The 24,882-nt window shown below is 71.7% G+C and carries 24 protein-coding genes; 11 read left to right on the top strand and 13 right to left on the bottom strand.

Annotated elements, in window-relative coordinates; all coding sequences use genetic code 11:
* Nucleotides 1-86 precede the first annotated feature (86 nt).
* Nucleotides 87-3,173 carry an AfsR/SARP family transcriptional regulator gene (locus tag ACZ7OH_RS16075; protein ID WP_470281490.1) on the top strand — a complete coding sequence of 1,029 codons (3,087 nt, stop codon included), beginning with the start codon at nt 87-89 and terminating at the stop codon, nt 3,171-3,173.
* Nucleotides 3,174-3,212: 39 nt separating this feature from the next.
* Nucleotides 3,213-4,400, top strand: coding sequence for an L-2-hydroxyglutarate oxidase (gene lhgO / locus ACZ7OH_RS16080; RefSeq protein ID WP_470281491.1), 1,188 nt, complete (start codon nt 3,213-3,215; stop codon nt 4,398-4,400).
* On the opposite strand, the gene ACZ7OH_RS16085 is transcribed toward lhgO, so the two are convergent.
* Both ACZ7OH_RS16085 and serS read right to left on the bottom strand, forming a co-directional pair.
* Complete coding sequence (locus ACZ7OH_RS16085) at nt 4,397-5,398, bottom strand: DUF3558 family protein (protein WP_470281492.1); 1,002 nt, start codon at nt 5,396-5,398, stop codon at nt 4,397-4,399. The two genes, lhgO and ACZ7OH_RS16085, sit on opposite strands and share 4 nt — an antisense overlap.
* 64 nt (nt 5,399-5,462) lie before the next feature.
* Nucleotides 5,463-6,725, bottom strand: coding sequence for a serine--tRNA ligase (gene serS / locus ACZ7OH_RS16090; RefSeq protein WP_470281493.1), 1,263 nt, complete (start codon nt 6,723-6,725; stop codon nt 5,463-5,465).
* A gap of 118 nt (nt 6,726-6,843) precedes the next feature.
* On the opposite strand from serS, the gene ACZ7OH_RS16095 reads away from it, so the two are divergent.
* On the top strand, nt 6,844-8,136 hold the full coding sequence (locus tag ACZ7OH_RS16095; protein WP_470281494.1) for an aspartate aminotransferase family protein: 1,293 nt from the start codon (nt 6,844-6,846) through the stop codon (nt 8,134-8,136).
* Here ACZ7OH_RS16095 and ACZ7OH_RS16100 read toward each other — a convergent pair.
* On the bottom strand, nt 8,104-9,024 hold the full coding sequence (locus ACZ7OH_RS16100) for an SDR family NAD(P)-dependent oxidoreductase (RefSeq protein WP_470281495.1): 921 nt from the start codon (nt 9,022-9,024) through the stop codon (nt 8,104-8,106). The genes ACZ7OH_RS16095 and ACZ7OH_RS16100 overlap by 33 nt on opposite strands.
* A gap of 93 nt (nt 9,025-9,117) precedes the next feature.
* Here ACZ7OH_RS16100 and ACZ7OH_RS16105 point away from each other — a divergent pair, with 93 nt between their 5' ends.
* The gene (locus ACZ7OH_RS16105; RefSeq protein ID WP_470281496.1) at nt 9,118-9,972 is read left to right on the top strand and encodes a helix-turn-helix transcriptional regulator; all 855 of its coding nucleotides are present in this window, start codon (nt 9,118-9,120) and stop codon (nt 9,970-9,972) included.
* Here ACZ7OH_RS16105 and ACZ7OH_RS16110 read toward each other — a convergent pair.
* The 5 genes from ACZ7OH_RS16110 to ACZ7OH_RS16130 form a co-directional block, all read right to left on the bottom strand.
* Nucleotides 9,969-10,787, bottom strand: coding sequence for a hypothetical protein (locus ACZ7OH_RS16110; protein ID WP_470281497.1), 819 nt, complete (start codon nt 10,785-10,787; stop codon nt 9,969-9,971). The genes ACZ7OH_RS16105 and ACZ7OH_RS16110 overlap by 4 nt on opposite strands.
* A gap of 36 nt (nt 10,788-10,823) precedes the next feature.
* Nucleotides 10,824-11,729, bottom strand: a complete 906-nt coding sequence (locus tag ACZ7OH_RS16115; RefSeq protein ID WP_470281498.1) for a haloalkane dehalogenase — start codon at nt 11,727-11,729, stop codon at nt 10,824-10,826.
* 78 nt (nt 11,730-11,807) lie between these two features.
* Nucleotides 11,808-12,260, bottom strand: a complete 453-nt coding sequence (locus ACZ7OH_RS16120; protein WP_470281499.1) for a DUF350 domain-containing protein — start codon at nt 12,258-12,260, stop codon at nt 11,808-11,810.
* A 44-nt stretch (nt 12,261-12,304) separates the two neighbouring features.
* Nucleotides 12,305-13,471, bottom strand: coding sequence for a glutathionylspermidine synthase family protein (locus ACZ7OH_RS16125; protein WP_400901574.1), 1,167 nt, complete (start codon nt 13,469-13,471; stop codon nt 12,305-12,307).
* Nucleotides 13,472-14,023 (bottom strand): DUF1190 domain-containing protein, encoded by a 552-nt coding sequence (locus ACZ7OH_RS16130; RefSeq protein ID WP_470281500.1) that lies wholly within the window; start codon nt 14,021-14,023, stop codon nt 13,472-13,474.
* Between the two features lie 155 nt (nt 14,024-14,178).
* Between ACZ7OH_RS16130 and ACZ7OH_RS16135 the strand changes: the two genes are divergently transcribed.
* The 4 genes from ACZ7OH_RS16135 to ACZ7OH_RS16150 all read left to right on the top strand — a co-directional run bounded on the left by ACZ7OH_RS16135 (nt 14,179) and on the right by ACZ7OH_RS16150 (nt 17,408).
* Complete coding sequence (locus ACZ7OH_RS16135; RefSeq protein WP_470281501.1) at nt 14,179-15,207, top strand: septum formation family protein; 1,029 nt, start codon at nt 14,179-14,181, stop codon at nt 15,205-15,207.
* Nucleotides 15,207-15,557, top strand: a complete 351-nt coding sequence (locus ACZ7OH_RS16140; protein WP_364464078.1) for a metallopeptidase family protein — start codon at nt 15,207-15,209, stop codon at nt 15,555-15,557. Before ACZ7OH_RS16135 ends, ACZ7OH_RS16140 begins: the two co-directional genes overlap by 1 nt.
* Before the next feature lie 88 nt (nt 15,558-15,645).
* A complete protein-coding gene (locus ACZ7OH_RS16145; protein ID WP_470281502.1) occupies nt 15,646-16,887 on the top strand; it encodes an MFS transporter in 1,242 nt (413 codons plus the stop codon).
* A 38-nt stretch (nt 16,888-16,925) separates the two neighbouring features.
* Nucleotides 16,926-17,408, top strand: coding sequence for a hypothetical protein (locus ACZ7OH_RS16150; protein ID WP_470281503.1), 483 nt, complete (start codon nt 16,926-16,928; stop codon nt 17,406-17,408).
* Here the strand turns inward: ACZ7OH_RS16150 and ACZ7OH_RS16155 are convergent.
* The 3 genes from ACZ7OH_RS16155 to pheA all read right to left on the bottom strand — a co-directional run bounded on the left by ACZ7OH_RS16155 (nt 17,405) and on the right by pheA (nt 19,691).
* Nucleotides 17,405-18,046 (bottom strand): DUF4232 domain-containing protein, encoded by a 642-nt coding sequence (locus ACZ7OH_RS16155; RefSeq protein WP_470281504.1) that lies wholly within the window; start codon nt 18,044-18,046, stop codon nt 17,405-17,407. The genes ACZ7OH_RS16150 and ACZ7OH_RS16155 overlap by 4 nt on opposite strands.
* 122 nt (nt 18,047-18,168) lie before the next feature.
* Nucleotides 18,169-18,786 (bottom strand): histidine phosphatase family protein, encoded by a 618-nt coding sequence (locus ACZ7OH_RS16160; protein WP_470281505.1) that lies wholly within the window; start codon nt 18,784-18,786, stop codon nt 18,169-18,171.
* Nucleotides 18,783-19,691 (bottom strand): prephenate dehydratase, encoded by a 909-nt coding sequence (pheA, locus tag ACZ7OH_RS16165; RefSeq protein ID WP_470281506.1) that lies wholly within the window; start codon nt 19,689-19,691, stop codon nt 18,783-18,785. The genes ACZ7OH_RS16160 and pheA overlap by 4 nt, the downstream gene beginning before the upstream one ends.
* A gap of 91 nt (nt 19,692-19,782) precedes the next feature.
* Between pheA and ACZ7OH_RS16170 the strand changes: the two genes are divergently transcribed.
* From ACZ7OH_RS16170 to ACZ7OH_RS16180, 3 genes are all read left to right on the top strand, one after another.
* A complete protein-coding gene (locus ACZ7OH_RS16170; protein ID WP_470281507.1) occupies nt 19,783-20,397 on the top strand; it encodes a macro domain-containing protein in 615 nt (204 codons plus the stop codon).
* Between the two features lie 114 nt (nt 20,398-20,511).
* On the top strand, nt 20,512-21,444 hold the full coding sequence (gene coaA, locus ACZ7OH_RS16175) for a type I pantothenate kinase (protein WP_329053240.1): 933 nt from the start codon (nt 20,512-20,514) through the stop codon (nt 21,442-21,444).
* A gap of 221 nt (nt 21,445-21,665) precedes the next feature.
* Nucleotides 21,666-21,818 carry a hypothetical protein gene (locus ACZ7OH_RS16180; protein WP_470281508.1) on the top strand — a complete coding sequence of 51 codons (153 nt, stop codon included), beginning with the start codon at nt 21,666-21,668 and terminating at the stop codon, nt 21,816-21,818.
* Between the two features lie 4 nt (nt 21,819-21,822).
* On the opposite strand, the gene ACZ7OH_RS16185 is transcribed toward ACZ7OH_RS16180, so the two are convergent.
* Nucleotides 21,823-23,334, bottom strand: a complete 1,512-nt coding sequence (locus ACZ7OH_RS16185) for a hypothetical protein (RefSeq protein WP_470281509.1) — start codon at nt 23,332-23,334, stop codon at nt 21,823-21,825.
* Nucleotides 23,335-23,524: 190 nt separating this feature from the next.
* Complete coding sequence (locus ACZ7OH_RS16190) at nt 23,525-24,844, bottom strand: hypothetical protein (protein WP_470281510.1); 1,320 nt, start codon at nt 24,842-24,844, stop codon at nt 23,525-23,527.
* Between the last annotated feature and the right edge of the window lie 38 nt (nt 24,845-24,882).

Consider the following 24,882-nt stretch of genomic DNA (forward strand, 5'->3'; position numbering starts at 1 on the left):
CTCACTCAGGTGATTCACAGCCCCACGCCGAAGACCACTTTCGAGTGACAACTTCCCCAGGTCGGCAGCCGTCTTAAGCTGTGGCTATGCGATTCGGGGTGCTGGGGGCGGTCGCCGCGTGGGGTGAAGACGGCACGCAGGTGGCGGTGGGCGGCCCGCGGTCGCGGACGCTGCTGGCACTGCTCGCCCTCGAAGCCGGGCGGTTCGTCCCGGCCGAGCGGCTGATCGACGGCATGTACGGCGAATACCCACCGGACGGCGCGGCGAACGCGTTGCAGTCACAGGTCTCGCGGCTGCGGACGGCGTTGAAGGACTTGGCACCGGTCGAGTTCACCGCCGCCGGGTACCGGCTGGTCGTCCAACCGGACGAAGTGGACGTTCACGCTTTCGAAAGCCTGGCCCGCGAAGGCCGGGCGCTGCTGAAGAACGGCGAGCACGCCCGGGCGGCCACTGTCCTCGGTGAAGCGATGGCGTTGTGGCGCGGGGCGGCGTTCACCGACCTGACCGACGCGCCCTTCGCCGCCGCGCAGGCCGCCCGGCTCGACGAGCTGCGGGCCGATGCCGCGGACGACCACGTCGAAGCCCGGCTGGCCCTCGGGCGGGCCGAGGACGTCCTCGCCGAGCTGCGGGAGACCATCGCCGCACAACCGCTGCGGGAACGGCCGCGCGCGCAGCTCGTCCGGGCGCTGACCGCCGCGGGACGGCCGGCCGACGCGCTGGCCGCGTTCGAGGACGCCCGGCGCACGCTGGCCGACGAGCTGGGCGCCGACCCTGGTCCAGACCTCGCCGAAGCCCACCTCGCCGTCTTGCGCGGCGAGACCGAGAAGCCGGCGATCCCGGCGTTGCCCGCGCAGCTGACCAGCTTCGTCGGCCGCGACGGCGAGCTGCGGCAGGTCGCGGACCTGCTGGGGCGCAACCGGCTCGTGACGCTGACCGGGCCGGGCGGCACCGGCAAGACGCGCCTGGCTGTCGAAGCAGCCGCCGTCGATTCCGGGCCAGTCGCGTTCGTCGAACTCGCCCCGCACGACGGCCCCGGGGTCGCCGGCGCGGTGCTGGCCGCGCTGGGCCTGCGCGAGAGCTCGCGCGGCGGCCCGCAGGACCCCGCCGACCGGCTGATCTCGGCGCTGCGCGACCGGGCGGTGCTGCTCGTGCTCGACAACTGCGAGCACGTCGTCGACGTCGCGGCCCGGCTGGCCGGCCGGCTGCTCGCCGCGTGCCCGGGGCTGCGGGTGCTGGCCACCAGCCGCGAGCCGCTCGGCATCACCGGCGAGCAGCTGGCGCCGGTGCCGCGGCTGGCCGTCCCGCCGCCCGGCACGCCCGCCGCGGAGGCACTGGCGTACCCGTCCGTCCGGCTGTTCGCCGAGCGCGCGGCCGCGAGCGATCCGGCGTTCGTCGTCGACGAGACGACGATCGGGGACGTCCAGCACATCTGCGCGGCCCTCGACGGCCTGCCGCTGGCGCTGGAGCTGGCCGCGGCCCGCGTCCGGAGCCTGGCCCTCGGCGAGATCGCGGCCCGGCTCGACGACCGGTTCCGGCTGCTCGGCCGCGGCAGCCGGACGGCCGAGGCGCGGCACCGCTCGCTGCGCGGCGTCGTCGAGTGGAGCTGGGACCTCCTCGACGACGCGGAACGCGAACCGGCGCGGCGTCTGGCGGTGTTCCCCGGCGGCGCGACGCTGGCCGCGGCGGCCGAGGTCTGCGGCGCGGACGCCGAACTGGTGCTCGAGCTGGCCGACAAGTCGCTGGTCGAAGCCGTCGGCGGCCGGTTCCGGATGCTCGAGACGATCCGCGCGTTCGGCGCGGAGAAGCTCGCCGAAGCGGGCGAGACCGAGGCCGCCCACCGCGCGCACGCCGAGTACTTCCTGCGGTTCGCCGAGGAAGCCGACCCGATGCTGCGGACCGCGGCGCAGCTGGAGTGGCTCGACCGGATCGACGCCGAGTACGACAACCTCCTGGCCGCGCTGCGCTGGTCCACCGAGCACGACGTCGCAATCGCGCTGCGGCTGGTGCCGCTGCTGGCGATGTACTGGTGGATGCGCGGCCGGCGGTTCGAGGGCGCGGTGCTGTCGCTCGCCGTGGTCTCGCGCTGCCCTCCCGAACTGCAGGAGGAGTACGCCGAGGAGTTCCTGGTGTGCGTGCTCGGCGCGGTGTCCGGGCACCCGCACGAGTCGCTCGAGCAGTACCTCCCGCTGGTCCGGCGGTACGTGCGGGACGACTCCTGGCGGCCCAGCCACCCCATGACGGTCATGCTGCTGGGCGTGGTGGGCGGGCCCCCGGGCGAAGTCAGGCTGACGAGCCGCGGCGAAGGTCTGCTGGCGGCCGGCGACCCCTGGGGCTGGGCGCTGCTGCCGATGGGGATGGGCCTGAGCGCGATGATGACCGGCGACCTCGTCACGGCCGAGGAGGGCCTGCGCGAGGGCGCGGTCCAGTTCCGCGCCCTGGGCGAGCGGTGGGGCCTGTCGATGGCGCTCGACCACCTGTCGCAGCTGCTGACCTGGCGGGGCGAGCACGATGCCGCCCTGCCGCTGATGGACGAGGCCCTGGGCCTGATGCGGGCGATCGGCGCGATGGACGACGTCGCGGACCTGATGTGCCGCCGCGCCTGGACCCGGTTGCTGGCCGGCGACCGGGCGGGCGCCCGCGCCGACTACGAGCTGGCGGCCGCCACGGCCCGGCGGTCGGGCATGCCCGAGTCGCGCGCGGCGGCGTTCGTCGGCCTGGCCACGCTGGCCCGTCTCTCGCGGGACCTGCCGGCGGCCCGGGAGCTGTGCGAGCGCGCCCTGGCGGAGTGCCCGGGCGGCTCGTTCGCGGCCGAGACGGCACGGGCTTCGGTGCTGATCGCACTCGGCTGGGTGGCCCTGGCCGAAGGCCGCCCGGCCGACGCGGCCCCGCTGCACCGGGAGGCGCTGCTGGCCGGGCACCGCTGGCACGCGGCGGACGTGGTGGCGTTCGCGCTGGAGGGCCTGGCCGGGGTGGCTCGGCCGGAACCCGCGGCGATCCTGCTGGGCGCGGCGGCCGGCGTCCGCGGGACGGCGATCAGCGGCGACCCGGACGTCTCGTCGGTGCGGGCCCGGGTCGTCGAGTCGCTGGGCGCCGAGGCGTTCGAGCGGGCGTACGGAACGGGGCTGGGGATGAGCGCCCAGAAGGCGCTGACCACGGCCGGGCTGGCGGACTGAGCGCCGCTCCCCTTCCCCGCTCGCGTAGCCTGGTCGATCGTGCGCAACGTCGTAGTCGTCGGGGGCGGGATCGTCGGTCTGGCCGTGGCCTGGGAGCTGACCAGGCGCGGGCTGGACGTCACCGTGCTGGAGAAGGAATCCCGCTGGGCCGCCCACCAGACCGGGCACAACTCGAACGTCGTGCACGCCGGGCTCTACTACAAGCCCGGGTCCTTCAAGGCGCGGATGTCCGTCGCCGGGAACCGGTCCATCGTGGACTTCGCGCGCCAGTACGGCGTGCCCGTCGAGGTCTGCGGGAAGCTCGTCGTCGCCACCAGCGAAAAAGAGATCCCGGCGCTGAACACCCTCGCCGAGCGGGCCGAGGCCAACGGCGTCCCGGCGAAGAAGATCTCCCCCGCCGAAGCGCGCGAGTACGAGCCCGAGGTCGCCTGCGTCGCCGCGCTACGGGTCGAGTCCACCGGGATCATCGACTTCCCCGGCGTCTGCGCCGCGCTCGTCCGGCTGCTCGACGAAGCCGGCGTCGACCTTCGGCTGAACAGCCCCGTGCTCGCGATCCGCGCCGGGGCGAACGGCGGGGTCGAGGTCGCGACCGGGGAAGACGTCGTCCAGGCCGACGCGCTCGTCAACTGCGCCGGCCTGCACTCCGACCGCGTCGCGCGGCTGGCCGGGCTGACGCCGTCGGCGAAGATCGTGCCGTTCCGCGGGGAGTACTACGAGCTCAAGCCCGAACGCCGCGGCCTGGTCAAGGGCCTGATCTACCCGGTGCCGGACCCGACGCTGCCGTTCCTCGGCGTGCACCTCACCCGGATGCTCGACGGCAGCGTCCACGCCGGCCCGAACGCCGTGCTCGCGCTGCGCCGCGAGGGCTACCGCTGGCGCGACTTCTCCGCGAAGGACGTTGCCGAGGTCGCCGCCTTCCCGGGCGCCTGGCGGCTCGCGAAGAAGTACGCGGTCCCGACCGGCCTCGACGAGGTCCGGCGCTCGTTCTCGAAGAAGCGGTTCGCCGCGAGCCTCGCCCGGCTCGTCCCGGCTGTCACCGCGGACGACATCGTCCGCCACGGCTCCGGCGTGCGCGCGCAGGCGATGCGCCGCGACGGCTCGCTCGTCGACGACTTCCTCATCGAGACCGCGCGCGACCAGGTGCACGTCCTGAACGCGCCGTCGCCGGCCGCGACGAGCGCGCTCGAGATCGCGCGCCACATCGCCGACCAGGTGTCGAAGGACTAGCCCGGCAGGTTCGCCGTCACCAGCGGCAGACCCTGCTTGACGACGTCACACGTCTTGGTGTCGTCGCCGATGAACCCGCTGACCACCTGCACCGACGACGTCTCGGTGATCGGCAGGAACGCCCCGCAGGTGACGCGCAGGCCGCCCAGGTTCGGGTAGACGCCCCACTTCTTGCCGCCGACGTCGACGGTCTCGAGCGGGGCGACGCCCTTGACGCCCGGCCAGTCGGTCACCGGGGTGCTCGGGCCGAACCAGACTTCGAACGCCTTCTGGCCCTCATTGCCGTCGGTGTCGTCCCAGAGGCAGTAGGTCGCGTTGGGCACCGACGAGGAGCTGTCCTTCTGCCCGTTCGGCGAGATGTTCTTCAGCTGCGCCACCTGCTCCGGCTTCAGCATCGCGCACGGGTCCGCCGACAGCAGTGGCCCGCCCGGCTCGGCCTTCACCGGCCCGGTCGGGGTGATCGGGGGCGCGGCCTGCCCGCCGGGCAGGTGGGCAGCGACCTGCGGGACGACGGTCTTCGCCAGCTCGCACGACTTGGCCAGCTCCGGGCCAGAGACGCTGACGAAGGCGAACGACTTGTCACCGAGGAGCGCGTAGAACACGCAGTCGTCGGCGAGGATCGACGGGTACTGCGTCCAGTTGAAGCCACCCAGCCGCTGCGGCTCGGACTTCGGGACGGCGCCGGCGATGTACTCGTTGAAGTCCAGGTCCGCCGCGTAGCCGACGTTGAGCGTCGACGACGGCTCGACGTCGCTCTTCGTGCTCCACAGGCACATCGGCGCCTGCAGCCGCTCCTTGTTCTCCTTCACCGAACGGCCGGGGGACTCGTAGCCGAGCGCGTCGACCTGGGCCTGGTCGAGCAGCGTGCAGGCGTCGATGTCCTTGACGACCGGGCCCTGACCCGGCACCGGCGACGCCGTCCCGCTGACGGCCACCGAGCAGCCGGACACCGCGGTCAGGGCCGCCACCACAGCCACGACCTGCCACTTCATGCGCATGAATCCTCCCGTTCGGCCCGGACACTACTGGGACGAACGGACGAGCACCGCGGATCCGCCCGATTCAGCGGGGCGTCAGGACTTCCTTGCCGCCGACGAACGGGCGCAGCGCCTCCGGCACGCGGACCGAGCCGTCTTCCTGCTGGTGGTTCTCGACGATCGCGACGATCCAGCGGGTGGTGGCCAGCGTGCCGTTGAGCGTCGCGGCGATCTGCGGCTTGCCGTTCTCGTCGCGGTAGCGGACCGAGAGGCGGCGGGCCTGGAACGTCGTGCAGTTGGACGTCGAGGTCAGCTCGCGGTAGGTGTCCTGGGTCGGGATCCACGCCTCGCAGTCGAACTTGCGGTGCGCGGACGTGCCGAGGTCCCCGGTCGCGGTGTCGATGACCCGGTAGGGGACCTCGATCTTCGCGAGCATCTGCTCTTCCCAGTCCAGCAGGCGCGCGTGCTCCGCTTCGGCGTCCTCCGGCTTGGTGTAGACGAACATCTCCACCTTGTCGAACTGGTGGACGCGGATGATGCCGCGGGTGTCCTTGCCGTACGAGCCGGCCTCGCGGCGGTAGCAGGACGACCAGCCCGCGTACCGGTTCGGGCCGTCGTTCAGGTCGAGGATCTCGTCGGCGTGGAAGCCGGCGAGCGGCACCTCCGACGTCCCGACGAGGTAGAGGTCGTCTTCCTCGAGGTGGTAGATCTCGCCCGAGTGCTGGCCGAGGAAGCCGGTGCCGGCCATGATCTCCGGGCGCACCAGCGACGGCGTGATCATCGGCGTGAAGCCGTTTTCGAGCGCCTGCGCGATGGCCATGTTGAGCAGGCCGAGCTGCAGCTGCGCGCCGACGCCGGTGAGGAAGTAGAACCGCGAGCCCGAGACCTTCGCGCCGCGTTCCATGTCGACGCCGCCGAGCGCTTCGAGCAGCTCGAGGTGGTCCTTCGGGGTGAAGTCGAACTTCGTCGGCTCGCCGACGTGCTTGAGCACGGCGAAGTCGTCCTCGCCGCCGACGGGCGCGTCCGGGTGCACCAGGTTCGGCAGGGTGCGGAAGAGCTGGTCGAACTCCTCCGACGCGGTGTTCTGCTCCACCTCGGCTGCCTTGACCTGCGCGGCGAGCTCCTTGGCCGTGGCCAGCAGCCGCTGCTTCTCCTCCGGCGGCGCCTTCGGGATCTGCTTGCTCAGGAGCTTCTGCTCGTTGCGCAGCTTGTCCGCGGCCGCGATGGAAGAGCGGCGCCGGGTGTCGAGGGAGAGCAGCTTGTCGACCACTCCCTCGTCTTCGCCACGGGCGCGCTGCGACGCGCGCACGGCTTCCGGGTCATCGCGCAGAGTCCTGGGGTCAATCACGGGTCAGAGGGTAGTCCGTACAGACTGTGCGTCCGTACTGGGTTATCCCGACAGTCTGATCGTTGAAGCGCTGTTCACGGCGTCCTCATACTCCAGGAAACACCGAGGAGGCGCCCCGATGACCGATGAGCTGCTCGCCCGGCACCGCGCTGTCATGCCGTCCTGGATGTCCCTGCTCTACGAAGAGCCGATCGAGATCGTGCACGCCCACGACCGGCGGATGACCGACTCCCAGGGCCGCACCTACCTCGACTTCTTCGCCGGCGTGCTGACCAACTCGATGGGCTACGACGTCGCGGAGATCGGCGACGCGGTCCGCAAGCAGCTCGACACCGGCATCCTGCACACCTCGACGCTGTACCTGATCCGCTCGCAGGTCGAGCTGGCCGAGCGGATCGCTTCGTTGTCCGGCATCCCGGACGCGAAGGTGTTCTTCACGAACTCGGGCAGCGAGGCCAACGACACGGCGCTGATGCTCGCGACGCAGTTCCGGCGCAGCAACCAGGTGCTGGCGATGCGCAACTCCTACCACGGCCGGTCCTTCGGGACGGTCGCGATCACCGGCAACCGCGGCTGGTCGGCGTCGGCGCTGAGCCCGGTCAAGGTCAACTACGTCCACGGCGGCTACCGGTACCGCAGCCCGTTCCGGGACATGTCGGACGCGGACTACATCAAGGCGTGCGTCGCGGACCTGGTGGATATCCTCGACACGGCGACGGCGGGCGACGTCGCCTGCCTGATCGCCGAGCCGATCCAGGGCGTCGGCGGGTTCAGCCTCCCGCCGGACGGCCTGTTCCGGGCGATGAAGGAGGTCCTCGACTCCTACGGGGTCCTGTTCATCTCCGACGAGGTCCAGACCGGCTGGGGCCGCACCGGCGAGCACTTCTGGGGCATCGACGCGCACGGCGTGACGCCGGACATGATGACGTTCGCGAAGGGGCTGGGGAACGGCCTCGCGGTGGGTGGCGTGGTGGCCCGCGGGGACGTCTTGGACTGCTTCCAGGCCCAGTCGTTCTCGACGTTCGGCGGCAACCCGGTGTCGATGGCGGGCGCGACGGCGGTGCTGGACTACATCAAGGACCACGACCTGCAGGCCAACTGCGCCGCTCGCGGCACGCAGCTGCTTTCGGGCTTGCGTGCGGCCGAGTCGCCACTGGTGGCCGAGGTGCGCGGCAAAGGGCTGATGATCGGCGTCGAGCTGATCAAGCCGGGCACGACCGAGCCGTTCGTGGCCGCGGCGGCGCGGATGCTGGAGGAGACGAAGAAGCGCGGGCTGCTGATCGGGAAGGGCGGGCTGCACGGGAACGTGCTGCGGCTGGGACCGCCGATGACCCTCACCGCCGACGAAGCCCAGGAAGGACTGGACATCCTGGTCGACTCACTGGCGGCCACCCACGCGGCGCTCGCCTAGCAGCTCGGCGGTCGCCTCCCACAGCCGGCGCTCACGACCGCGGTCGTGGGCGACCGGCTGGACCTCGGTCAGCTTGTCCTTCACCACGAACGCGCCGTCGCGCAGGTGCGCCCACTTCTCGTCGACGGCCATCGCGGCCAGCAGCGGTCCCGAGCGCTCCGGCGTCGAAACGCCGGGGATCCGGGCGAGGGCGCGGCTCATCGCCTGGAACGCCGCGGGGGCGCCGCGGCCCAGCGCGGTGCCGGGCATCCAGCCCGGTTCGAACACGGACACGTGGACGTCCGTGTGCCGCTGCAGCTCGTGGGCGTAGTACAGGATCGCCAGCTTGGCGTTGGAGTAGGCGACGCCGGAGGCTTCCATGCTCGGCTCGCCGGTGCCCGGACGGGCCAGCTCGACGGGGTCCGCCCAGTCGGCCTCGGCGACGTGCAGCACCTTGCGCCAGAAGTTGGCGTGGTAGGTGTTCGAGCCGATCAGCACGACCCGCGCCGGGGCGGCGAACGAGCCGAGCAGGTCACCGATCAGCCGGGCGTGGGCCAGGTAGTTGACGGCGAAGGTCAGCTCGTAGCCGTCGGCCGACGCCTGCCGGGTATCGGCCGACATCACGCCGGCGTTGGCGACCAGCGCGCGCAGCGGACGCATGGTCGTGAGCAGCTCGCGCGCGGTGGCCGCGGCTTTTCGGACGTCTTCCAGGCTCGCCAGGTCGCAGCCGATCTCGCGGACACGGGCGCCGAGGGCACGGGCCTCGTCGGCGACGGCGGTCAGGTCGGGCCCCGCGCGTCCGACGAGCAGCAGATCAGGCTTTTCGGGACGGCCGGCGAGGGCCAGCACGGTGTGGCGGCCCAGGTTGCGGGTCGGGCCGGTGATGAGGACGGTTCCTGGTTCGGTCATGGCTCCAGCCTGCGACGACGAGCGGGCCGCACCCAGTCGTCCGGTTTTCGTAGGACTGCCAGGGCCAGGACAACGCACGCGGCGTCGTCCAGAATGGACGTTGTGGAGGCGTGGGAGTTCGGCCGGACAGTGCGCCGCTGGCGCGACCGCGTGGGCCCCGAGGCCGTCGGCGTCCCGGCGGGCCGGCGGCGCCGGGCCAGCGGGTTGCGCCGCGAGGAGCTGGCCGCGCTCGCCGGCATCTCGGCCGACTACCTGACCCGCCTCGAACAGGGGCGCGCGACCGCGCCTTCGGCGCAGGTGGTGGAGTCCCTGGCCCGGGCGTTGCGGGTGTCCGACGTCGAACGCGACCTGCTCTTCCGGCTGGCCGGGCACGCCGCGCCCGGTCCGGACGTCGTGCCGTCCCGGGTCGCGCCGAGCGTCCAGCGGCTGCTCGACCGGCTGTCGCACACCCCGGTGGTCGTCTACGACGCGAGCTGGACGCTCGTGCTGGCCAACGCGCCGTACAACGCGCTGATGGGCGACACGACCGCGTGGCGCGGCCTGGAGCGCAACGCCGTCTGGCGCAACGTCACGCACCTGCCCTCACGGGTCGTCCACAGTGCGAAGGAGCAGGCCGAGCACGAGGCGCGGCTCGTAGCCGACCTGCGCTTAACGGCGTCGCGCTACCCAGCCGACCACGCCTTGCGGCGCTTGATCGCCGACCTGACCGCGGGCAGCCCCCGCTTCGCGGAGCTCTGGGACGCCGAGGCCCCACCACCACTGCCGGACACGTCCCGACGCAAGACGATCGACCACCCGTCGGTCGGCCCGATCACCCTCGACTGCGACACGCTGCTCGTCGCCCAGGACGACCTGCGGATCAGCGTCTACACCGCCGAACCGGGCACCGAAGACGCGGATCGTCTGGAGCTGGCGACGGTCCTCGGCACCCAGTCACTGGACGCCTAGTCGACGGCGTTCACGTCCGAGGGCGGGGCGTTGAGATCGCAGTACGAGGACAGCTCGGTCCGCCGGTCGTCCGTGCCCGACGGGATCGCCTGCAGGGGAACGACCCAGGTACTGCGTTCACCCGGAGCGCACGACGGACTCGCCGGCGGCTGCTGCGCGCTGCCCGCCGGGTTGCCCTTCCCGTCGGGCGGCAGCAGGCCACCACCCACGATCTTGCCGTCCGCACCCCGGAACACGACCGCGGTGCGACGGCTGACCAGCGCCCGGCAGTTGGCCGAACGCTCGGTGTACCGCACCGCGTTGGCCGGCAGCGAGGCCTTGACCCGAGTGGTCGATTCGTAGGTGTCGGTCACCGGGCTGAAGCCACCGAGCGAACCGGGCGGCAACCAGGTGGTCGTCCGCACGTCGACGTCCGCCGAGATCACCTTGGCGGTCCCCCCGACGTTGACGAGCGGCCGCCCCACGCCTGTTTGTTGCCCCGGCAGCAGCACCGGAATCTCCACGGTCATCAGCGGCCCCTGGACGGGCCCCGGCGGCAGGCCGTTGACGGAGACGACCACAACGAGCGTCAACCGGGTCCGGTAGGCGATGCGCTGGCTGGTGTTGCGCAGGACCGCGCCCATGCTGGCCAGGCCCGTGGCGGAGACCCCCGTTTCCGCGACTTCGATCCCACCACCACCCGGCGCGGTCTTCGCGGAGACCGGCTGTTCCGGCACCGCAGCGGGGATGTCGCAGGGTTTCGCGACCGAATCATCGCCGGTGGACAGCACCACCGCTACGACCCCGCCGGCGGCGACCACCACCAAAGCGGCCACCGCCAACAGAGTCCGAGGCAAACCTCGCGGCACAGATCAGCCCCGCACGAACCTCGCCACGTGCTGGGCCAGCTCCTCGCCCTTGTCCTCCTGCAGGAAGTGCCCCGCGTCCGCGATCACCGGGTGCTCCAGACCCTCCGCGCCCTTCATCGAGCGCTTCAGGATCGGGCCCATTCCGCCGGTGATCGGGTCGCCGTCGGAAAAGGCCACCAGGAATGGGATTTCCAGCTCTGTCAACGTCTTCCACGCCGCGCGGTTCGCTTCCGATGCCGGGTCGTCCGGCCGGTACGGCACCAACCCCGGCATCGCCCGGGGGCCCGCCTTGTACATCTCGTTCGGGAACGGTGCGTCGTAAGCCGCGCGCACCTCTTCGGACAAGGAAGACTTGCAGCCCGACTGGATGAACCGGGCGACGTCCAGCACCGGGGCCTTCTGGACGGCCTCCCGGAACGAGTGCCACACCGGCGGCATGTCGATGTCGCCGGTGGGCAAGCCGGTGTTGGCCGCGACCACCCGCGCGAACCGCGATGGGTTCTCCGCGACCAGCCGCAGCCCGATCAGGCCGCCCCAGTCCTGGCCGACGAGCGTGACGTCGTGCAGGTCCAGCGCGTCGAACGCGAAGCCGCGCATCCACTCCACGTGGCGCGCGTACGTGTGGTCCGTCAGGTCGCCCGGCTTGTCGGACCGGCCGAAGCCGACCAGGTCCGGGGCGATCGCGCGCAAGCCCGCCGCAGCCAGGACCGGGAGCATCTTCCGGTACAGGTACGACCAGCTCGGTTCGCCGTGGAGCAGCAGGACGACGGGACCGTCGGCCGGGCCCGCCTCCACGTAACCGACTCTGATCAAGCCGCCGTGCGGGTCGTCGAGCTCGACGTGGCGAGGCTCGAAGGGGAAGTCGGGCAGGTCCGTGAACCGGTCGTCCGGTGTCCTCAGCAGGCGCACGAACCCCACGCTAGTGCGAACGGGCGAACGCGGCCACGTCCGTGGGCCATCCCCACCGGATGGCCCACGACGTCCGGGTCAGGAGATGCCGACCGCGATCACGAGACCCAGCGCGACGTGCGCGGCCGCGACCACGACGCTGGCCGGTTCGAACTTCTCGCTCTCGATCATCGAGCCGACGTCGATCCGCGTCGCCCACTCCAGCAGCCGCACCGCGATCACCTGGACGGCGATCCCGAGCAGGCCGTAGACCAGCGACGTGATCAGGCCCCCGGTCAGGTCGCTGGCCGAGTTGAAGATCGCGACCACGATGATGAACGACATCGCGAGCAGCCCGGACGCGGTGATGATCACGGCGTTCGGCAGGCCCGCGTGCACCAGCTTCGACAGCTTGCCCGGCGTGGTCCAGTCGATCGCGTAGAAGCCGGCGAACATCAGCAGCAGGCCGACGACGCCGTACAGCAGGATCGCGCCGATCCCCCGCACGAGGTCGGAGCCGAACGTGTCGGACAGCGCAAGGGTCGTGTTCACGAATTGTCTCCCAGGAGAAAGGGCTGATCAGCGACGGTGTTGTATCACGCTTCGGGAATGCGGTGGGGGACGAATGCCGCACCGTCGTCGGTGACCAGGCCGCCGGTCTCCCGGATGCCCAGGCCGGCGGAGCTGTCCCCCACGATCCACGCGCCGAGCGCCGGCCGGTAGCCGTCGAACTCGGGTAGCGGGTCGAACGCCTGGTAGACGAAGCCCTCGGCGCCGTAGACGCCGTCGGTCTGGGTCTCGTAGCCGGTCGCGACGATCTGGACGTTCGCGCCTTCGCGGCCCAGCTTCGGCTTGCGGACGTACTCGGTGAGCAGGCCCGGGTCGTCGGCGAACGCGGGCAGCAGGTTCGGGTGGCCCGGGTAGTTCTCCCACAGGATCGCCAGCAGCGTCTTGTTGGAGAGGATCATCTTCCAGAGCGGCTCGATCCACAGCGTCCGCGGCAGCGACTCGACGGCGTGGCGGCCGAACTCCTCGTCGACCACCCACTCCCACGGGTACAGCTTCAGCACGGTCGCCATCTGCTGCTCTTCGAGGTCGACGAACCGCTTGAGCACCGGGTCCCAGCCGATCTCTTCGATCGCCAGCCCCACCGTGTCGAGCCCGGCCTCGGCCGCGGTCTCCTGCAGGTACGCCGTGGTGACGTTGTCCTCGCCGGACGGGTCGGCCGCCGACCAGGTGAAGTGCAGCTCGTTCGACGGCAGCTTGTCCTGCAGGAACGCCCACCGCTCGACGAGCTTCTCGTGGATCGAGTTCCACTGGTCGTCGTCCGGGAAGACGTCGGTCTTCCAGTGCCACTGCAGCAGCGACGCCTCGAGCAGCGTGGTCGGCGTGTCCGCGTTGTACTCCAGCAGCTTCGCCGGCGACTTGCCGTCGTAGCGCAGGTCGAACCGGCCGTAGACGTGCGGGTCCTGCCGCTTCCACGACTCGGCGATGTGCGGCCAGACCCACTCGGGGATGCCGAAGCGCTGATAACCCTCGGTCGTCACGACGTTGTCGACGGCCTCCAGGCACATCGAGTGCAGCAGTTCGACGTCGGCCTCGAGCGACAGGACCTCGTCCATGTCGAAGACGTAGTGCACCGACTCGTCCCAGTACGGCCGCACCCGGCCGCTGCTGTCGCGGGCCGGCGTGCCGTAGACGAGTCCTTGCTCCTCGACGATCCGCTGCCAGTCGCGCCGCGGCTCACGCCGGTCCCGGTACACCTACGATCCCCCGCTCTTGCCGCTGCCGCCGGTGCCCCCGGTGCTGCCGCTCTTGCCGCTGATGCCGAAGCCGCCGCGCTGGACGGACTTGCCGGACTTCGTGTTGACGTTGGTGCGCGACGACGGCGGGTCGTAGGAGCCGCCGGAGACGTGCTGGCCGATGGTGCCGGAGCCGCCGTAGTTGTACCGGTAGCTGTTGTAGCCGCCGCCACCGATCGGCAGGAAGAGGAAGCCACCGCTGGAGTAACCGCCGTGGCTGGTGACGTAGGCCTCGTCGCAGTTGTCGTCGTTCTGGATGACACCGCTGTTGTCGGTGCAGACGGCGGTGACGTCACCCGCCGGCTTCGCGACCGAGTAGAAGGTCGCGACCAGGCCGACGAGCCCGACCGTGACACCGCTGCCGATGAGGATCTTGCGCCGGGTCGCCGCCTTGGCGTCGGCCTGGCGGGCGAGCTCCTCGTCCCGTTCCTCCTGCACCAGCGCCTGCTGACGCGCGCGCTGCTCGGCGAGCGAGGGCTCCTTGGGACGGGTGTTCGAGTCCTGGAATCTCATCGAACCGCGCTTCGGCGGCTCGGGGGGCGGCTGGTCCCCAGTGTTGCTGTCTTGCGTCATGTGCGCTCCGTAATCCCCGGCCACCACGAAACCGTGACCCACCCTAACCACCCGGATCGCGCACGTCGCGCGCGGCGCGGGCATCATGGACTGCGATGTCTCCCAGCGCCGATCGGTTCCCAGCCGCCACGCAGACGCTGCGCACCCGCGTCGTGATGGGCGGGATCTTCGCGGGCGCGCTCATCGCGCTCGCCCTCAGCGTCCTGTTCACCGGAGGCGGCGGCTTCGCCGGCGGCGCCGGTGGCGGGACGGGCAAGCTCTCGGCGGCAGCCGAAGAGGCCTTCCACTCCCCACCCGGCAGCTGCCTGACCTGGGACAACCCCGACGCGAGCGACGCGCGCAAGGTGGCCTGCACCCAGCCGCACCTGTTCGAGGTGACGGCGCTGGTGGACATCGGCGCCCAGTTCCCGGGAGGTGCCCCGGTGCCGTCGCTGGACCAGTGGCAGCAGATCGCGCAGCAGAAGTGCACCGCCGACGTGAAGCCCTACCTCGGCCACAACCTCGATCCGTACGGGAAGCTGACGACGAACCTGCTGCGCCCGACCCCGTCGCAGTGGGACAACGGCGACCGCCAGCTGCGGTGCGGCCTGCAGTGGGCGGGCCCCGGCGGCAAGCTGCTGCCGACCACCGGGCCGGCGAAGCAGCAGGACCAGTCGCTGGTGTTCGAGCCGGGCACCTGCCTCGCGCTGCAGGGCAAGAGCGTCGGCGACCCGATCGACTGCGCGAAGCCGCACTCCTACGAGATCATCGCGACCCTCGACCTCAAGTCGAAGTTCAAGGACACCTACCCGACGCAGGACGACCAGAAGGCCTGGCTCGACACCGAGTGCACCAAGCAGGTGGCCGACTACACCGGCGGCGCCGACCTCGGCGCGAAGAAGCTGATCCTGACCTGGGACCTGCGGGAGCAGGAGAGCTGGGACGCCGGCTCGACCAAGGTCAACTGCAAGGTCGCGGCGCTGCTGCCGGACAAGAGCGGCCTGCAGGCCGTGACCGGCAGCCTCAAGGCCGCCCCGGCGGGCCCGGACGGCGGCCAGCCCCAGGACGGCGGCCCGCCTTCGGACGGGGGCGGCGGCCCGACGCCGTCGAGCTCGGCCCCGCCGTCGACGAAGCCGAACGGCTGATGCCGGTCGAGATGAGCCGGGAGCGGTTCGAGGAACTGGTCTCGGAAGCCCTGGACGAGGTGCCCGCCGAGTTCGCGCGGGCGATGGACAACGTCGTCGTGCTCGTCGAGGAGTTCAACGAAGAGGCGCCGGACATCCTCGGGCTCTACCACGGGATCGCGCTGACCGAGCGGACGTCGTCGTACGGCGGGGTGCTGCCCGACCGGATCTCGATCTACCGGCAGCCGATCCTGTCGATGTGCGAGGACGAGGACGAGGTCGTCGAAGAGGTCCTCATCACCGTCGTCCACGAGCTGGGCCACCACTTCGGCATCGACGACGCCCGCCTGCACGAGCTCGGCTGGGGCTGAAGCCACAACGTGACCGCCGGTCGCTGACCACGCGCTTATCCTGTTACCCGAAGTCATTGGGTGACTGCGAGGAGTCCTGGGGGATTCGGTGAACCCTGCTCGAAGACTCACGTGGCTGCTGACGTCGAGCGCCGCCTCCCACCTGGGCGACGGCATCGGCAAGGTGGCCCTGCCCCTGCTCGCCACGACGCTGACCCACGACCCCGTGCTCATCGCCGGGCTCTCCGCGACGCAGTTCCTGCCCTGGCTGCTCTTCGCCGCCGTCGCCGGCGCGCTGGTCGACCGGATCGACCGGCGGCGCGCGATGGTCGTCGCGAACACCGCCCGCGCCGTCGCGGTCGGCACCCTCGCCGTGCTCGTCGCCGCCGGCGGGATGACGATCTGGCTGGTCTACCTGACGGCGCTGGTCATCGGCACCGCCGAGACGATCGCGGACAGCGCGGCCAACGCCCTGGTCCCCGCCGTCGTCGGCGACGGCTCGCTCGACGGCGCCAACAGCAAGCTCCAGGCGTGCGAGATCGTCGGCCAGACGTTCCTCGGCGGCCCGATCGGCAGCATGACCTTCGCGCTCTTCGCCGCCTTCCCGTTCTTCCTCAACTCCGCGGGCTTCGCGATCGCGGCCGCGGTCCTGCTCGGCCTGGCCGGCACCTACCGCGGTCGCGGCGAAGACCAGCCGACGAGGTTGCGCACCGAGCTGGGCGACGGCCTGCGCTGGCTGCGCGGCAACGCGCTGCTGCTGCGGCTGGTCGTCGTCGCCGGGCTGCTCAGCCTGGTCAGCGAGCTCGCGCAAGCGCAGCTGGTGCTCTACGCGCTCGACGACCTCCACCTGTCCGACGCGACCTTCGGGTTCTTCGCGTTCGTCGGCGGCATCGGCGGCCTGCTCGGCGCGGGCGTCGCCCCGCGGCTGGTCCGCGCGGCCGGCCGGCGTGTGGTCGTGCTCGGCGGCATCCTCGGCTGCGGCGCCGGGTTCGGCGGGATGGGCCTGGTCCGCTCGCCGGTCGCGAGCGCGGCGCTGTTCGGGCTGTTCGCGGCGGCCGTCGTCGCGGTCAACGTCGTGCTCGCGACGGCGCGGCACACGCTCGTGCCGGGCGAACTGCTCGGCCGGGTGCTCGGGGTGTGGCGGACGGTCGTCTGGGGTGCGATCCCGCTCGGCGCCCTGCTCGGCGGAGTGCTGACCACCGCGCTCGGGACGGCGGCGCGGACGTTCGCCGTCTCCGGCCTGGCGATGCTGGCGATCGCCGCGTTCGCGGCCGTCGCGCTGCGCCGGTTCCCGCTGGATGACGAATCGGACTCAGCCACGGCGCTACAGCACCAGGAACCGGGTTTGTGAGCTGAAATATCTCATCACCCAGGTGGTGGGAGGCGGCTATGCGCACCGTGGACCCCGGAACCGGCACCGACGCCGGACCCGACTTCGACGAGCCCTCGGCCGAGTCCGAGGAGGTCAAGGCGGCGCCGCCGCAGTCGCGCCGGCTGCTCGTGCTGTGCGCGGTGGCGGGGTTCGTGCTCGGCGGCGGCGTACTCGGGCTGCTGTGGGGCCTGTCCGGCGTGCACGCGGGCGCGCTCGACGACGCGCTGGCCGCGTGCCAGGCCCTCGACCGCGTGGGCAACCTGCCGGACACGAGCCGGGACACGCAGCCGTCGCTGACGCCCGGCCTCACGCCCGAACGGCTGCACCGGATGACCGCGGCGCGCGAGCTGTCCGCGGCCGCGGCCCAGGTCAACGCCACCTATCAGCCGCTGGCCGACCACATCGACGGCGTCTCCCGGATGGTGCTCAGCCTGCACTTCAACGACATCGCCGGCCAGCGGCACCTGGTGCAAGCCCAGGAGATCTGCGGCCGCATCTAGGCCGGGTGGACCGTCTTCACCGAAAGCTGGTTGCCCGGGATCTTCGTGCTCGCGCAGGCCGTGCCACCAGACGGCACGAACTTCGACGCCGTCTCCTGCGGCAGGTAGATGCGCAGGCCCTTCACCTCCGTCGGCTGACAGGTGCCCGGATCGAAGTTCCGCACGTTGACGAACTGGATGTCGGCGGCCGCCGACTGCCCCGGGTCCAGCTTGACCGCGTTGCCCTTGGTGCCTTCGCGGAACGCGTCCTTGCCGACCTGGTGCCCGTCGGCGCCGGCCACGTAGGAGACCCCGGGGAAGCCCTGGATCTCGCACGGCTTCGCGCTGGTGTTCTTGATCAGCAGCGGCCGGTACGCCGATCCCGCGCCGGCGTCGCCCTGGCCGAGCGACAGCGTGACGTCGGCGGCCTTGCAGAGGCCGTTGTCGGCCGGCTGGGCGACCGGCGGTGCGGCGGCCGTGGTGCTGGTCGCGCTGGGCGCGGTCGAGGTGACGGTGGTGGAGGTGGGCGATGCCGTCGTCGACGGCGTCGAGCTGCTGGCCGCGTTGGTGGTACCGCCACTCCCGCAAGCGGAAAGCGCGAGGACGCCCGCCGAAGCCGCGACAACCGGCAGCAACCGAGAAAGCTTCGTCCGAACCATGTCAATCGCCTCCCTGGTGTGGTGCTGCTGGGTAGACGTGCGGATCTCCGACAGGTTGGTTCGCCTCGTTAATTCCCCACCAAACGTGTCTTAAACGTGACGGGATCACACTTTCGTGACGATCAGAGCGGCGTGTCAACCCAGGTCAGGCAGTGCCACCGGCCCTCCGGCCGGGCGTCCAGCTCGACCAGCCCGGTGTTCGGGATGAGGGCCGCGTTGGCGACGTCCGCGTGCACGTTCCCCGCCAGCCACTCGGCCGACAGCCGGATCGCGCCACCGTGGCTGACCAGGGCGATCACGCTGTCCGGGTCGGCCTGCTCGTGCTTGGCGCGCAGCCGGCCGACCGCGTCGAGCATGCGGGTGCGCACCTGCGTGCCGCTCTCGCCGCCGGGCAGCGCCGGGGTCAGCTCGCCGAGCGTCCAGCGCCGCACGACCTCCATGTAGGTGCGGATCGACTCGTGGTCGGTCGCCCCCTCCAGGTCCCCGGCGGTCACCTCGTGGACGCCGTCGACGACCTGGACGTCCAGGCCGAACCGCGCGGCCAGGGGTGCGGCCGTCTGCTGCGCGCGGGTCGCCTGCGACGCGTAGACCGCGGCGATCGGCTCCCCCGCCAGCCGGGCGGCGAGGTTTTCGGCCTGCGAGCGGCCCAGTTCGGTCAGGGGTGGGCCGGGCAGGGCGGTGTCGAGCGCGCCGCGGACGTTCCCTTCGGTCTGCCCGTGGCGGATGAGCAGCAACCTCACGCCAGGTCTCCCTTGCGGACCGCGTCGGCCCACACGGCGGCGTCGACGAAGTCGTCGTTGCCGAAGCCGGGTTCGATCGTCGTCCGCGTCCCGTCGGCCCGTGGGTGCGAGCCGAGGAACCGCAGGTTGCGGCAGTGCCGGCGCAACGCCGTCAGCGCGTCGAGGATCCGCGGCTCGGCCAGGTGACCCTCGAAGTCGATGAAGAAGCGGTACTCGCCGAAGTTGTTCCGCGTCGGCCGCGCGTCGAGCCGGGTCAGGTTGATCCCGCGGTCGGCCAGCGCGGTGAGCAGCTCCGCGAGCGTGCCGGTGCGGTTCACGGCCGCGGCGACCACGGACGTCCGGTCGGCGCCCGTCGGCTCCGGCAGCTCACCCGGCGGGCGGACCAGCAGGAACCGCGTCGCCGCGTCGCTGACGTCGGCGACCTCGGTGGCCAGCACGTCGAGGTCGTAGTGCTCGACGGCAACCGGCGCGCACACCGCGGCGTCGAACTGGCCTTCCAGCACCCCGACCGCGGCTGCCGACGTCGACGACGACGCCACCGGGTGCGCGTCCGGCAGGTTCACCTCCAGCCAGTCGCGGACCTGCGCGAGCGCGTGCGGGTGGCTGGCGACGGTCTTGATGTCGCCACCGCCGCGCCGGGTCAGCACGCTGAAGTGGATCGGCAGGATGGCCTCGGCGACGGCGACCAGCGGGGTCGACTCGCTGAGCGCGTCGAGGGTGGCGGGCACCACGCCCTCGACCGAGTTTTCGATGGGGACGCACGCGGCGTCCGCCTCGCCCTTGCGGACGGCCGTCATCGCCAGCCGGACGGTCTCGACCGGAATCAGTTCTCCGCCGCCGGCGAGGACCCGCGCGGCCTGTTCGGTGAAGGTCCCCTGGGGGCCGAAGTATGCGATGCGTGACACATCCCCCAGGCTACGGGGGTGGCGACTTTCACTCGGACAGCCGGTACGCCAACCGGTTACGCCCGGTGGCATTTTTTGCGATGCTAAGGGCGTGACCGCCGACTCGGGCACGCACACCGGCCGTGAGGGCACGCACCCGCCGGTCTCCCCTCGCACACCGGAGCTGGTGCTGTGCGCCGTCGATGAACCACTCGCCACCGCGTGGGCCGCCGCCGCCAAAAAACTGACGGGCCGGGTCCGGGTGCACCGCGGGTCGGTCCTCGACGTCGTCGCCCAGGCCGTGGTCAGCCCGGCGAACTCCTACGGCTGGATGCGCGGCGGCATCGACGCCGTCTACGCGCGGGCGTTCCCGGGGGTCGAACAGAACGTCCGGAGCGCCGTTTTGGCCTTTCACGGCGGCGAACTGCCGATCGGCGACTCCGTGGTCGTGCCGACCGGCGAGGCCGAGCCGGCGTGGCTGATCAGCGCACCGACCATGCGCGAACCCGGCGAGCGGCTGCCCGCCGACACCGTGCACCCCTACCTCGCCGCGCGCGCGGTGTTCCTGCAGTGGCGCGACGGGCGGCTCGACGAAGGGCCGGTGCGGGAGATCGTCGACACGATCGCCATGCCGGGCCTCGGCACCGGGGTCGGCGGAGTCGACCCGGCCACCTGCGCGCGCCAGGTCGCGGCGGCGTGGGAAGAGGTCTTCCGTCACACGCGGTGATCACCCGAAACCCGGGGTGGACTACATCACAGCGCGTTCACCGGCCGTAAGCCCTACCGTTAATCACGCAGGTGAAACGTCCGCCAGTGCAGGCGACGGCCGGAGGAGTGTGCGATGACCCGGGTCCGCGAACTCAGCCCCTATGTCGAGCTGCACAGGGAACAGTGGAAAGAGCTGCGAAGTTCGACACCGTTGCCGCTGACCGCGGCCGAGCTGCTGCGGCTGCGCGGCCTCGGTGAGCAGGTCGACCTGGCCGAGGTCGCCGACGTCTACCTCCCGCTGTCCCGCCTGATCAACCTGCAGGTCGCCGCGCGCCAGCGACTGTACGAGGCGACCACGACGTTCCTCGGTGACGACTCCCGCGGCACGAAGGTCCCGTTCGTGATCGGCATCGCCGGGAGCGTGGCGGTCGGCAAGTCGACCACCGCCCGCATCCTGCGCACGCTGCTCGCCCGCTGGCCGGACCACCCCCGCGTCGACCTGGTGACCACCGACGGCTTTCTGTACCCGCGCGCCGAGCTGATGCGCCGCGGGATCATGCACCGCAAGGGCTTCCCGGAGAGCTACGACCGCCGCGCGCTGCTGCGGTTCGTCACCGAGGTGAAGTCGGGCGCCGAGCGCGTCGCCGCACCGGTGTACTCGCACCTGGCCTACGACATCCTCCCCGGCCAGGAGCAGGTGGTGCAGCAGCCGGACATCCTCATCGTCGAAGGCCTGAACGTGCTGCAGCCCGGCCCGCGGCTGATGGTGTCCGACCTCTTCGACTTCTCGATCTACGTCGACGCGCACACCGACGACATCCAGCGCTGGTACATCGAGCGGTTCCTCGAGCTGCGGCACACGGCGTTCGCGGACCCGGCGTCGCACTTCCACCACTTCGCCGGCCTGCCCGACGACGAGGCACGCGCCGAGGCGCGCCACCTGTGGCGCTCGATCAACGAGCCGAACCTGATGGAGAACATCAAGCCGACGCGCCCCCGGGCGACGCTCGTGCTGCGCAAGGACTGCGACCACGCCATCAACCGGGTCCGCCTGCGCAAGCTCTGACACCGGTTACGCGGCCCGTCACCCACATGCCGCGCATTCGCACGCTGAGCGAACGCGCGGCCACGATTCGTTGCCGTCCCGCGACTCTCCGCGCCGGAAACCGGCCGATCGGCCGAGTTGCGTCATTCAGCCCTAACCAGTTGGCCGATACCCCTGCACGCCCGCGAAAGCGACCCTGAAGAAGTCAGGAAAACCGCTCTGAGCTGGGGAGGAGGCCCACGATGTTCACGATGATCCTCACGTGGGTCGGTGCGGTGCTCGGTCTGGTCTTGCTGATCGCGATGGCCGCCGGCACGTTCGTCGTCGACTTCGACGACCGGATCCAGGAGCGGCGCCGGGCGAAGGCCGCCGAACCAGCCGGCCCCCGCCCGTAGCGCGTCAAAGTCCGGTCAGCGCTTCCACGTACGCGTCGGCGTCGTATTCGAGCGATTCCTCGGACTCCAGCAGGCTGCCTTCCAGAGCGTCGATCAGCTGCTCGAAGATCTCGTCGCGGTCGAGCTCGCCCTCCTGCAGGCGCTGCACGGCCTGCCAGGCTTCCGCGGGCTCGTCGTCCCACAGCTGGTCGACGATCGTCGCGCGCAGCACCAGCCGCTGCTCTTCCTCGTCCTCGTCGGCCTCGGCGATGACCAGCGCGCGGCGCTGATCGGGGTCGGTGGGGTCGAGGTCGACCTCCTCGTCCTCGATCTCCGTGGTCAGCGACGGCACCGCGAACATCCGGCGTTCCAGCGCGTCCGCCAGCTCGGTCGGCGACAGCTCGCCGACGTCGCCGAAGTAGCGCTCGAGCGGCGAGTCGTCCTCGTCGGCGTACTCGCTCAGGTAGTCGGCGACGGCCTCGTCGAGCGCGGCGACCGCGGTCTCGGTCAGCCCGGCGCGGTCCGCCGTCCACTGCACCCAGGCCAGCACGACCGGCTCGACGGCGTCCTCGTGCTCGGCGTCGAGCTCGAACTCCTCGCCCAGCAGCCCTTCGAGGAACCGCGCGATCTTCTCCGGCCCGACGCGCAGCGGGTTGGCCGGGTCGGTGCGCACGCCGTGCTCCAGCAGGAGCGCCCCGATCGCGCGGGCGGCGTCGGCGTCCTCACCGCTGGCCGCGACGAACTGCTCGACGACGGCGGCGCGTTCGGTGTCGGACCACTCAGCCACCTCGGGGACGAGCGCGGGCTCCGGCAGCGCGCGCGACCACGTCAGCGCGACCGCGTGGAAGCGCGCGTAGTCCTCGCTGACGTCGGCGTCGTCGAGGTGGTCGGTCGCGTCGAGGCCGTCGGCGAGCAGGCGGTGCGCCTCGGCCGGGTCGACCGCCTCGAAGGCGACCAGCTCCGGGTCGGCGTCGGCCTGCGCCCGCATCTCGGCGAGCACCTCGCCCGGCTGCTCGATCACGACGAGGTCTCGCACCCGGCCGCCCTCGGTGAAGTCGAGCAGCGCGAGCAGGCCGTGCGCCTGGTCGCCGTGGGTGAAGACGCAGAGCAGCGACGACTCGTCGCCGTAGACGTCCCCGGTCCGCCAGCACTCGCCGGCGGCGACCTGGCCCAGGTCCCCGGCCCAGCTCGGCGCGGGGATACCGCGGGCGAGGACGACCTGCAGGCCGTCTTCGGCGGCCTTGCGCTCGACGTCGGTCTCCGCGACGACCTTCAGCGCGGCCAGCAGCGCGGCCGCGCCGGGGGTGATCTTGCGCTGCGCGAAGGCGATCAGCTCCAGGCCGAGCGACTCCTCGCCCTCTTCGAGGGGAACGTCGTGGAACTGGCCGAGGACCTCGGAGGCGAGCAGCTCGACGTCCACCGGCGCGGGGTCGGCGCCCAGCGCGGAAAAGTCGTTCAGGACGTCCTTGAACAGGCCGGTCACGCTGTGGGTGACGGGCTGCGGTGCCTTCTTGCGGGCGCGACTCACCGGGCTCATGTGCTCATGTTTTCATCGCGCAACCAGAGCGGTCGCGGTGGCCCTGGCGCGGGTCCCGGCCGCGGGCTCGACGGGGAGGCGCCGAGCCGGACGGCGGAACAGGGCCACCGCGACGTCGCTGGCCAGAGCGGGTGACCGCCTTGGCGGGCTTGCGGTGTCCCGGTGCACGTGAATCACCGGTTCACTTCGGTCAACGAGGTGCGCGGGGCGAGGTTACGGCTTTCGGCAAGGCGATCCGCGCGGTCCGGATTTCCGTGATCAGGCGGGTTTTCCGGCGGTGGGTTTCCACCAGCGTCGCGAGGTAAGCGGTGAATTCGTCCGGCGTCTCGGCGCGCTTGTGCAAGCCGCGCAACAGCTTCAGCCGGCGCGCGGCCTCCTGGTAGGCCTGCGGGTCCTTGCGCTCGATGAGCTCGTCGACGTGCTCGCGGAAGACCGGGATCGTCTCGGCCGGGTGCTCCGCGGCGCGCTGCTCGGCGAGTTCGAGCTTCAGCTCCGGCGTCGCCCCGAAGCGCACGCAGGCGCGCCAGGCTTCGTCGGGACGGCCGTCGTCGAGCAGGACGCGGGCCAGCTCGTCGGCCTGCTCGAGGCCGTCGGCGGCCAGCTCGCGCAGGCGGGCCAGCGCGGCTCGCCGCTGCGCGGTCCACTTCCCGTCGGCCGTCGCGGCTTCGCGCAACGCGGCGTACGTCTCGCGGCCCGGCTTGGCGTCGAACTCCTGGCGGCGCCGGGAGGTTTCGTCGTCGGGCTCGGGCGGTTTCTTGTCCTGGGTGAGCGCGCGGGCGGCGTGCGCGATGGCCTCGCTGTGCCGCCCGGCGGCCCGCAGCACCCGGACGATCTTGAGGCTGACGTCGCGCCGCGGCGGCTTGGCGGACAGGATCGCGACCAGCTCGTCGACGTCGCCGAGCACCTCGGCCAGCTGTTCGCGCAGCGCTTCGGCCACGTCACGGCGGTGGCCGGGGGCGCCCGCCGCGAGCACATCGTCCACAGTGGACTTGATCCGGCGCAGGCCCGGTTCGCCCAGCGCCGCCGCGAAGTCGGCGAGGTCGATCGCCGGGCGGCCGGGGCCGTCGAACTCGACCTCGAGGATCCAGTCGGCCAGCTTCTCCGGGTCCGGCGGCCGGGCGGCGCACGCGCGGGCGTACAGCTCGACGGCGCGGTCCAGCCGGTCGCCGAGATCGCCGGTGTGGTCGCCGGACTGCTCCAGTACCTCGCTGATGTCGTCCACCGTGCGGCGGGCGAGCGGGGCCAGGTCGGCGCGGCTGCCGGCGTCGAGCATCCGCTGCAGCGTGTCGAGGACGGCACCGACCTTCGCGGTGTACTCGCCGTTCCCGTCGGGCACCGCGGTGTCGAGCAGCCGGTGCGCTTCGCTGACGTCACCGGATTGGGTGGCCGCGCGCAGTTCGAGCGAATGCCGCAACTCAGGGTCACGCTCGGCTTGGTCGTGCAGGAGGTCCGCCAGCGTCTCCGCGTCCAAAGTGCGCAGGTAGGGGCGAAGATCCGAGTGGGGACTCACGCGCATCAGTCTGCCCGACCGCGCCAGTCCGGCGTGTG

The sequence above is a fragment of the Amycolatopsis sp. NPDC114478 genome, from assembly GCF_055633805.1.